9 protein-coding genes and 2 pseudogenes are annotated in these 10,843 nt (G+C 34.6%); 2 read left to right on the top strand and 9 right to left on the bottom strand.

Features of this window, described 5'->3' with window-relative positions; translation table 11 throughout:
• Positions 1-391 precede the first annotated feature (391 nt).
• A complete protein-coding gene (locus KQI21_RS15900) occupies positions 392-1,885 on the top strand; it encodes an aldehyde dehydrogenase family protein (RefSeq protein WP_216485206.1) in 1,494 nt (497 codons plus the stop codon).
• 240 nt (positions 1,886-2,125) lie between these two features.
• Positions 2,126-3,316 carry a coenzyme F420-0:L-glutamate ligase gene (locus tag KQI21_RS15895; RefSeq protein ID WP_216485205.1) on the top strand — a complete coding sequence of 397 codons (1,191 nt, stop codon included), beginning with the start codon at positions 2,126-2,128 and terminating at the stop codon, positions 3,314-3,316.
• A gap of 570 nt (positions 3,317-3,886) precedes the next feature.
• Here KQI21_RS15895 and KQI21_RS15890 read toward each other — a convergent pair.
• From KQI21_RS15890 to KQI21_RS15850, 9 genes and pseudogenes are all read right to left on the bottom strand, one after another.
• Positions 3,887-4,156 (bottom strand): annotated as a pseudogene (locus KQI21_RS15890) (transposase family protein); the annotation flags it as partial.
• Positions 4,157-4,582: 426 nt separating this feature from the next.
• Positions 4,583-5,578 (bottom strand): erythromycin esterase family protein, encoded by a 996-nt coding sequence (locus KQI21_RS15885; protein ID WP_216485204.1) that lies wholly within the window; start codon positions 5,576-5,578, stop codon positions 4,583-4,585.
• A 23-nt stretch (positions 5,579-5,601) separates the two neighbouring features.
• Positions 5,602-5,802 (bottom strand): annotated as a pseudogene (locus KQI21_RS15880) (nuclease-related domain-containing protein); the annotation flags it as partial.
• 280 nt (positions 5,803-6,082) lie between these two features.
• Positions 6,083-6,517 (bottom strand): DUF2812 domain-containing protein, encoded by a 435-nt coding sequence (locus tag KQI21_RS15875; protein WP_216485202.1) that lies wholly within the window; start codon positions 6,515-6,517, stop codon positions 6,083-6,085.
• A 76-nt stretch (positions 6,518-6,593) separates the two neighbouring features.
• Positions 6,594-6,920 carry a PadR family transcriptional regulator gene (locus tag KQI21_RS15870; RefSeq protein WP_216485201.1) on the bottom strand — a complete coding sequence of 109 codons (327 nt, stop codon included), beginning with the start codon at positions 6,918-6,920 and terminating at the stop codon, positions 6,594-6,596.
• Between the two features lie 273 nt (positions 6,921-7,193).
• Positions 7,194-7,364 (bottom strand): FeoB-associated Cys-rich membrane protein, encoded by a 171-nt coding sequence (locus tag KQI21_RS15865; RefSeq protein ID WP_216485200.1) that lies wholly within the window; start codon positions 7,362-7,364, stop codon positions 7,194-7,196.
• A 17-nt stretch (positions 7,365-7,381) separates the two neighbouring features.
• A complete protein-coding gene (gene feoB / locus KQI21_RS15860; RefSeq protein WP_216485199.1) occupies positions 7,382-9,391 on the bottom strand; it encodes a ferrous iron transport protein B in 2,010 nt (669 codons plus the stop codon).
• 3 nt (positions 9,392-9,394) lie between these two features.
• Complete coding sequence (locus KQI21_RS15855; RefSeq protein WP_216485198.1) at positions 9,395-9,616, bottom strand: FeoA family protein; 222 nt, start codon at positions 9,614-9,616, stop codon at positions 9,395-9,397.
• A 798-nt stretch (positions 9,617-10,414) separates the two neighbouring features.
• A complete protein-coding gene (locus KQI21_RS15850; RefSeq protein WP_253291592.1) occupies positions 10,415-10,621 on the bottom strand; it encodes a transposase in 207 nt (68 codons plus the stop codon).
• Positions 10,622-10,843 lie beyond the last annotated feature (222 nt).

The following is a 10,843-nucleotide window of genomic DNA, read 5'->3' as shown; positions in this document are numbered from 1 at the left end:
GTCTTAGGCTATAGTAAAAAAATGGATGTTTACTACCTTAGCTTTGATGTTTTCATTTTTTATTTTAAAACCCAACAATATAAACTGAATATTCATTCGAAATTAATGCGACGTTAGTGATACTATAGGAAAGTATAAAACTTAATGGTTTATAGTATAAGAAAAACGATAGCTTTCGCCATAAAGACTTGGCGACAAGCCAAGTTTTTCTAAGAGTTATTTCCACCCTTCGTTTTTTACTACAATTCACCATTCATAAAGCTTACAACAGGTCTATTCTCCAAATAAAACAGCTTAATGCCTAGCAACAAGCTATTTTCTTGTAAACACTTTCAAGTCTAAGTAAAATAAACAGTATAAGAAAACTATACACAAAGCGGGGGAGTTCGTAATGAACAGCAAAGTAAATACAGAACAACGAATTGATAAATCATATAAGTTATATATCGGTGGCCAATGGGTAGAAGGCACAGAAGGCAGAAAAATAGCTAGCTATAATCCTAGCACCGGTGAAAAACTCTCTGAAGTGATTGATGCAACACATGCTGATGTCGATGCAGCAGTTGAAGCAGCGACAAAAGCATTTCAATCTTGGAGAACCGTCGGCGTTGAAGAAAGAAGTAAATTACTTCTTAAAATTGCTGATTTGATCGATGAACATGCAGATCATTTAGCAATGGTTGAAACATTGGATAACGGTAAACCACTAAGAGAATCACGTGGTGCCGATGTTCCATTAAGTGCAGATCATTTTCGCTATTTCGCTGGCGTTATTCGTTCTGAAGAAGGAACTGCCAAAGAATTAGATGATGATACATTAACATTAACTTTAAAAGAACCAATTGGTGTTGTAGGTCAAATTATTCCATGGAACTTCCCATTATTAATGGCTGCTTGGAAAATTGCTCCTGCAATTGCAGCAGGGAATACAGTTGTTATTCATCCGTCTTCATCAACTTCACTTAGCATATTAGAATTAGCTAAATTATTGGACCAGGTATTACCTCCAGGTGTTGTCAACGTCATTACTGGTAGAGGTGCTGATTCAGGTGATTATATGCTCCACCATGAAGGTATTAGTAAATTAGCATTTACTGGATCAACAGAAGTTGGATATACAGTAGCAAAAGCAGCCGCTGACCGTTTAGTACCATCTACATTAGAACTAGGCGGAAAATCTGCAAATATTTTCTTTAACGATGCACCATGGGAAAGAGCAATTGAAGGTGCGCAATTAGGCATTTTATTTAACCAAGGACAAGTATGTAGTGCCGGATCACGTATTTTTGTTCAAGAAGGCATCTATGATAAGTTTGTTAACGAATTAAAAGACGCTTTCGAAAATATTAAGGTCGGCCTCCCTTGGGAAGATGGCGTGCAAATGGGTGCGCAAATCAATCAAAAACAACTTGATAAAATTTTACAATATGTTGAACTTGGTCAAAAAGAAGGAGCTAAATTGATAACAGGTGGTTATCAAATCAAAGAAAACGGCCTAGAAAATGGTGTATTTATGGCACCGACTATACTTGCTGATGCTTCTAATCATATGCGTGTATCACAAGAAGAGATCTTTGGACCTGTTGCAACTATTATTAAATTTAAAACAGAAGAAGAAGTAATTCGTTTAGCAAATGAATCCGAATACGGCCTTGGTGGCGGTGTATGGACAAAAGACTTGAATACTGCCCTTCGTGTATCCCGTAAAGTAGAAACAGGTCGCATGTGGGTGAATCAATATACTAACTTCTCAGCTGGTGCTCCATTTGGTGGTTATAAAAAATCAGGTATTGGTCGTGAAACATATAAGAGTGTTCTCGATGCCTACACCCAAACAAAAAATATTTTCATCAGTATGAAAGAAGAAAAAGACGGGCTATATTAATCTCATTAAGAGCTGTGTCTATAAGCATTTAGCTTAGAAGACACAGCTTTTTTTATGATTAAAATAACTTACTGACACGACATTGTCCTGCCAATTTTCGTAACATTCCATAATATTTTATATAAATCTAATCCGCTTATCATATATACACTTTTATATATTCATTTTACTTATAGTACTCTATTCGTGTATATTCAATATAGAAATGAATTATTTTTAGTTATTTAAGGAGCGATTATATTGGAAAGAGTAGTCGGAACAGTTGTTAGAGGTCTTCGTTGTCCAATTATTAATCAAGGAGACAATATTGAAGAAATTGTTGTCAATAGTGTATTAAAAGCTTCCGAAGTTGAAGGTTTCCAAATAAATGATAAAGATATCGTTACTGTAACAGAATCAGTCATAGCGCGTGCCCAAGGTAATTATGCAACGATCGATCATATTGCTAAAGATGTTCGTTCAAAATTTGGTGAAGAAACCGTTGGCGTAATATTTCCTATTTTAAGTCGGAATCGTTTTGCTATTTGTCTCCACGGTATTGCAAAAGGGGCTAAAAAAATTGTTTTAATGCTGAGCTATCCAGCTGATGAAGTGGGGAATCATTTAGTAGCTCTAGATATGCTTGATGAAAAAAGCGTTAATCCTTGGACAGATGTTTTAACAGAAAAACAATTCCGTGATCTTTTTGGCTATCAAAAGCATCCTTTTACTGGAATTGATTATATCGATTATTATAAATCCATTGTGGAAGAATACGGTATGGAATGTGAAGTGATTTTTTCAAATCAGCCAGAAACGATTTTAGATTATACTAAAAATGTGCTAAGCTGTGATATTCATTCACGATTCAGAACTAAAAAAATCTTAAAGGCCAATGGTGCAGAAAGAGTTTATAGTCTTGATGACATCTTAACTGAATCTATTAATGGTAGTGGCTATAATGAAGCTTACGGCCTTTTAGGTTCTAATAAATCAGCAGAAAATAATGTTAAACTTTTTCCAAGAAATTGCCAACCTATTGTAGACAATATTCAACAAATGCTGAAAGAAAGAACCGGAAAAAATATTGAAGTGATGGTGTACGGAGATGGAGCATTTAAAGATCCTGTGGGGAAAATTTGGGAGCTTGCTGACCCTGTCGTCTCACCAGCTTATACATCTGGACTTGAAGGTACTCCAAACGAAGTGAAATTAAAATATCTTGCTGATAATAATTTTGCTGACTTAAGAGGAAAAGAACTCGAAGAAGCGATTAACAACTATATTAATAATAAAGCCGAAGATCTTGTAGGTTCCATGGAAACACAAGGAACAACCCCGAGAAAACTTACTGACCTTATCGGTTCACTATCTGACTTAACCTCAGGCAGTGGTGACAAAGGCACACCAATCATCTACATCCAAGGATATTTCGATAATTATACGAAATGAATAGGGAGTCAGGCACCAGCTAGAATTAGGTGGTGCTCGCCTCAATACTATTCTCCTTTAAAAACTATGTGTTTCTTTTCTAGGGCTAATTTTATTGATACTAATATAGAAAAACTTGGCTTGTCGCCAAGTCTTTATGGCGAAAGCTATAGTTTTTCTTATACTATAAAGCCTAAAGTTTTATACTTTCCTATAGTATAAAAAAGACTGTAGATACGCTGAAATTATCTACAGTTAAAAGATAGATGTACTCTACAAAGCAGTCTAGCTTTATTCCATCATATATTTTATTTTTTGAAATTGCTAGATTAATTATTCGTTTAGATTAATTTAATGCTTCCTCGCCTTTTTCTTGTTCTACTAATTTTTTATCGTATAATTTTATGAATGGAATGGAAGCCAAATTGAAAGTCTCTGAAGGATAGATTGACTCCAAAAGAAAGACGCACTCTTATGTGTGAGAGATGTATCCTTCTCAAACGCAAACATGACTTAATTGAACGAGACGCAATCCAACATGGACTGATTCTCAATGAACTTTATCAATCTTCTGATCATGCTACGTTTTTAATCTACGGATATAAGCCGTTCCCAAAAGGTAGAGTTACATTTACAACACTTATATCTTCTTCGGTTTAATTGTAAGCCCACTCGCTTTAAACGAATGGGCAAGTCCATGATTAGTTGCTTTCTTGAACTGTGTTTATACAGTTTGTCAAAACCGCATTCAGGACAACGTTCAGGTGGTTCGATCGCTTCCACTTTAAACATCATATCAGTTTCATTTTCTTATGCTGTTTCAATTGATTTAAGGTCTGGTAGAAATAATAGGTCTATCATATTGTCATCCATTGTTGTTCTTTTGGGTATCAGATATCAATTACAGATTTGATATCGAAATAACCAATGTCAAATACTTTTTGTCACCAATTGCTTCTATACCATTTATATAATACGTAATCGGAACCATAGTGTGGAAATGTTCTTTTTGCAGTCTTTGTTAACTAATAAACCTGTTTGCGAAATATCAATTACTTTTTTCCTATTATTCAGATCGTTTTAAATAATTTGGGGAGGTCACTTCCCGTATAAAAATTATTGCATCATAGTGATCTTGTGGATAAATAACCATTGGGGAAAGACCTGAAAATCCCGATTCCAATAACCACCATTTTCTTTTAAACCACATTTTTTTATCGTTGATTTGATTTTTTACATCTAATGGAAGAAACAAGTCTGATTCTGATGTCTCATAAAGTAATGTCTCTAATTGATAATGTTTTTTTTCTTAATATCTATCTCTAATTCAACCCGTAATTGCGTTGCAAATTCTCCACTCCCAGCATAAAAACCAATTGCATAAAAGTCTTCCGGGTAATTCTTTTGCAACCAATACCCAACCGATCTAATTCCTAATAACTTTGCAGTAAGGGGGCGTCTTTTTCGTATATGAAAATTATGAGCCCATACAATGATCTTCTCATTATTAAAATAGTGATTCATCAGCCATTCTAAATTTTGAAACATATTAAACCCTCTTTGAATCCCAGAGGACAGATAACCTTTTAAATTCACCTGTAACCATTGCAACCTATTTTGCATTCCCCGCTGGATTAATAGAAACATTCTTTGTATTTCAGGATTAGTGTAGTTTTTCCGTTTGATATCTATTAATTTTAATACACTTTCATATTCTTGAATGACAACCTTCATTCTCGTTTTTAAAGATTTTGTTATCTTTATCAACATTTCAGCATCTAATTCAAAATAATGTTCTTCAACGGTTCTCATAGATTCATATAACTCATAATCCGTATGATCTTTTATCCAATCTAACATATGATCAGATATTAAAGGATAAGTAGGCTGAGGATCCATTCCGCTAAGTTTTATAGACTGAGCCCATTCCTCGGAAAAGAGTGGCTTCATTTCTTCATTATGGTATATATCTAATAAGCTATTTTGGATTTGTTTCTCAGGGGAGTCATTGCTTAAAAATTGTTTGCACAGAGTTGCTTCTAAAAGACCGCTTTCAAGTACGACAACGTTAAACCCGTGATATTGGTGTAAATAACGGATTAAGTCAGTTTTGGTCGTAAAATAGTCTGCTATTCCATGTGAATTTTCACCAAGAAGTATAACTCGTTTATCCTTTATAAAGCGTTCAATAAATGAAAAGTCATTATTTGCTTTTATCTCAGAGGCAGTTCTTTTAATTTGTTCCTTCCAACGATTTCTCGTATTTTCTCTGACAAAACTCATAATTTCCTTCCCCATTTCTAAATATTAATCGTATAATCCTTAACTTCTAAAACTAGCAAACCTAAATAAGGCCCAATAATTAAGAAATCTGGCTTTTTCCCATTAATTTCAGGTTCATAATAAATGATATAATCATCATCTAAGTATTCTTTTAACGTGTTAAAAAGAATACGCTCTCCCGCCGTGGCTGAACTTCGAATGGACTCTGGTACCGTGATGGACACACGGATCTCCCCCTTAACTTTTTTATGGTTAATTTTTCGAACATATAGGTATTATTTACTATACTATCATTAATTGGATAATTTAGGAAGATCATCAATGATGTAATTACGTATGCTTTCCATCAAGGGAGGTTCTCTGTTTAACGTTCGGTTTAGTTATTCCATTCCTGATATTTCTTGTTTGCACCGCGTGGATATACCCATTTATGATATTGTTTGCTTTTTGAGTTGATTTTCTTTTCCTATTAGAGATTTATAAGCTTTTCTATGTTTAAAATAATCAACGACATTTTTTCATAATTAAAGTCAAGCCGCTGGGTCCATAAAAAGAAGATTGGTCGAAAATAAAACGTAATATAAAACAAATGAAAGAAATAACTAGGCAGATAATTGTATCTCGGAGTGATGCTGACATTTTCCGTTTCTCACGTTCTATGTAAGAGGGGACGTCAGAAAAAATATCGCTTTGCTTATTTGTAGATGATGTGTAAAATATATGTTTGGAATACGATTGGTTTTTTGATAGTAATTTCCATCCAGCATCTTCAAAAAGATCTTTATATTCTTGGTAATCCTCTTTTCTATTAAATTCACGGAAATCAATCTTATAAATGACATCTTTTTGATCTTTTTTTTGAATCGGTTCAAAAATGTAAGAGCATCCGTCTTCGTCCTCATCGCTATACTTTTTTAATATCCACCCATTTTGCAACATCGTTTAAGCCATTGCTCTTCTTCAGTAAATACAGAAAATCCCTTACTATTTTTTTCAGGAAACGTTTTTTCACTAATTACTTCTCGATTTCATTAAGGATTATTTTAGACATATTAATTAGATTTATATATTTGTTATATTCCACAAGCAGGACTTCTTTTTCGTCATCTGTGATACGACATGTTATCTTTCTACGACTTCCTGGTTCTATTTCTATTGTTTTGATCCACCCTTTCTTCTGAATATTTTTTATCACGTCGTAAAATGTGCCTGGTGCAATAACATAAATTCCTCTACTTACATTTTCAATGGCTTTAATTATTCCATAACCATGCAATGGCCCTTGGTAAAGTGCCAACAAAATTAAATATGTAGGCTCAGGCTCAGATAATGGGTTAATCATAATCACCTCATTCATATCGATTGTAGATATATCGATGGTTAGTATATTGTAACAAAATAATACCCCTTGTATAATATCGAGTGTCAATATATTAATTGGAATGCATGGGTTAACTAAATATATTCTATTTCGTAAACGTCAAAAAGCCCCCATCTGTCATTAGGTGGGGGCTTTTTCACCGTGGGTTTACTTTGGCACTTACTTCGATTACCTATGTCGGATTGTTATGCCTTTTTAACCTGTACCTTCAAAAAGACTGTCAATATCTAGTAACTATTTTAACCCCGTAATAGAGGTCGATTCTTGTTCGGAGCAAGAACAGCTACAGGACTTGTTAAGCGGACAAGCTGCACACTTGCCTTGCTTACTTTTTTTTATATGGCGGACCATCATCCAGCCCGCATAACCAAATATAGCTAAACCAATCAATATATTTACGATCATGTGTCACGTCCCCTTTCTTAAAAGAGTAGACCTCCAATTTGATAGATTACGATGGAAATGACATAAGCAATGAGCAAGGAATATATAATTGAAATATAGGTCCACTTTTTAGAAGCCGTTTCTTTTCTAATTGTAGCTAATGTCGCTAAGCATGGAACGTATAACAGGACAAATGACATGAAACTCAATGCAGAAAGAGCTGAATATTGAGTACTTAATAAGCCTTTAAGTGACGTTGTATCCGGAACATGATAGATAATGTTCATGGTAGACACAACTATTTCTTTTGCTAGAAATCCCGTTAGTAAGGATGCAGCTGCTTGCCAAGTTCCGAATCCTAATGGTTGAAAAACAGGTGCCAAAACACCACCAATCAAAGCAAGAAAGCTATCATCCATTTCAACATTCAATCCGTGCGGTCCTGCATAGGTCAGTAACCATATTAAAACTGAACCTGCAAAAATAAACGTCCCTGCCTTCCGAATAAACCCTTTCCCTTTTTCCCATGTACTCCTCCATAATGTTAAAGCTTGAGGAACGCGGTACGGGGGTAACTCGATAACGAATACACTTTTTTCCTTTTTTAGGAATAGAAAGGAAAATATCCGTGCCATTACCATAGCTACGACAATTCCAAGAACATATAGGGAAAAGACCACTAATGCTCGATGTTTCACAAAGAAAGCGCCAACGAATAAAGCATATATAGGAAGACGTGCTGAGCAAGACATTAAAGGCGTTAATAAAATTGTTAACAATCTTTCCTTCGGTTGTTCAATGGTACGTGCTGCCATAATCCCGGGAACATTACATCCGAAACCGATAATCATTGGAATAAAAGCTTTCCCGTTAAGTCCGATGGATTCCATTATCCTGTCCATTACCATTGCAACCCTAGCCATATAACCAGAATCCTCTAGAAAAGAGATAAGGAAAAACATTATAAAAATTTGTGGGACAAATACGAGCACTCCACCTACACCAGCTATAATTCCATTAAGAACCAGATCCTTAATAAAACTAGAAGCGCCAATAGCATTCAATCCATTTTCCAACCAGGTGGTTAACGGACCAGAGAAAAAGCCATCTAATAAGTCGGACAACGGTGACCCTAACCAATCAAACGTCAGCATAAACATCACATACATAAAAAATAAGAAAATTGGCAGACCAAGAAATTTGTTTGTAACCATACGATCAATCAATTCAGTCGTAGTCGTATTATTTAACGAAGTGACCGTTGTGACTTGTTCCAATATATGAATAATTTTTTGATCTCGTATATGATAGATAAATTGTCTTATAGAGGAAGAATACCCGCGCTTTACAAGTTCTTCTTCTGCTTTCCGCTTCATTTGTTCAAGCATGGCTGCATTTGACATATGCTGATCTAAATAGGATGTTACTCGTCTATTACCTTCTAAATATTGAATAGTCATCCATCTTTTATTCAAGTTAGTATCATTTGGAAGAAGTTTACCGATTCGATCAATCACTTCTTCTAAAAATCCGTAGTCCACTTTGAAAATAGGAGTCTGCAACTCTTTAGTTGTATGGATCGTTAGTTCCTTCGTTAATAGATCACAGCCTTTACCCGTTCGAGCTATAATCGGAACTATACTGACACCTAAATGGTCTCCTAGCTTTTTTTCATTAATTTTAATCCCTCTCATTTTAGCGACATCTACCATATTAAGTCCCACTATAAGAGGCTTGCCAAATTCCATTAATTGAATCGTTAGCTGTAGATTTCGTTTTAGCTGGGAAGCATCAACAATATTCAATATTTTTTCAAATTCCCCTGTTAATAAAAATTCTGTCACCACTTCCTCATCTTTGGAAAGTGGATTTAAGGAGTACACTCCAGGCAGATCGACTAACATACCTTTTTGGTTGCGAAGCTTTCCCACCTTTTTTTCAATAGTTACACCACTCCAGTTTCCTACATATTCATAGGAACCTGTTAAATGATTAAAAAGTGAGGTTTTACCTGTATTAGGGTTTCCAAATAATGCAAATTGAGACATGTGTCATCTCACCTCTATACTTGATGCTTCTTTACGACGCAAACTGAGACATTGCCCACATACTTCAACCATGACAGGTCCACCAAACGGCATGGTACATTTTAAACAAATTTCTTGACCTTCAACGAGACCCATATCGATTAAACGTTGTTTCACTATATCATTTAATTTTGTAATATCTGATACGGTAGCTTTCTTACCTTGCTGTAAATCAGTAACATTCATGATGTATCCTCCTATTACCAACACTATTAATAATGATAATTATTCTCAACTAATTGTATCACATAATAGTAGCATGAAGTAGATAAAATTTTTACAATTTTGTTTCTTTAAAGTAATGAGGTATTTACCTTTTATATAACTTCTAAAAGCTTAAATAGCCCAAAGGCTGACCACTATTAAAAAAGGAGATCAAACTGTTTTTTTAGTAGAGGAGTGATTACTAGTAAAGGAACTCACAATTAATTAATGAGTACACATTAAAAATATAGACAATTCGTTTTAGTTCAAAATTTAAGCAACTAAAAATGTTTAATGAGTTGAGGAAGGTGTAGGGTATTCCTGGATTTCTAACTAATCAACCCTCTAAAACTTTATTTATAAGACTAACCATTGAAGCAATAGTGAGGGGAGTTTTAATTATGATGAAAAGGTTTTTATTTGTTTTTTAACGTTAGTAATTGCTATTCCAGCTACACTAGTAGCTGCTAGCAGCCCTCATGGAACTAATACATTTGTTTAATGAACCTACTGTTTTATTAATATCCATTGGAATCATTGTTTTTCTATGACTCTTCGCTAAAAACGATGAAATAGCACAAATTGAAATTTTATAGCTTAAAAAAATCTATAAAAAACAAAACCGGACAAGGGAACGGGTTTGGTTGGGAGCGATACATGGCTCCATACTGATACCAGTTCTTTTTATTTTGAACGATATCCTCTTGCTTTTCGTTTGGCTGTTTGGAATAAGCTGTAATGCCTTCATTTAAGTGTGACTGAAACCACTGCACTACACCATCAAAATGTCTTTTTAACATCTTTGCTAGTTTTCATTGACTCTAATTGACAACGTAATCCCCATTGAATCCGGTCTTCTAGCACCATAGGGGCAATAGGTGCAGGGTATTGAATTTCTTGTAAGCATAAACGCATACGATAAGCTTTAGCCGTATCCAGTTCACTGTCTTTCAGTTTATCCAGCATAGCCTTTTGTTTCTTGGTCAAGTTTTTTTCATTTTTTAACCGAACATAGCGCGTGTTTTTGAGCTTAGCACAGCTTTTTCTTTCGTTTCACACACTTCATCTACAACTTTGTTGGCTTCTTAAATTACATAAATTTATTAAACTCCTGGAAAGTACTCAGAAGCGCCTTTAATAAAAGCAGCATCTTTCCCCTTTGATTTTCCTTGTAAAAAATCCCCTTATAAAGAGCGGGGTACAACATAA

Origin of the sequence: Virgibacillus proomii, from assembly GCF_018916875.1 — a bacterium.
Lineage (GTDB): Bacteria > Bacillota > Bacilli > Bacillales > Amphibacillaceae > Virgibacillus > Virgibacillus proomii_B.
This window is presented reverse-complemented; position numbering and strand designations above follow the sequence as displayed.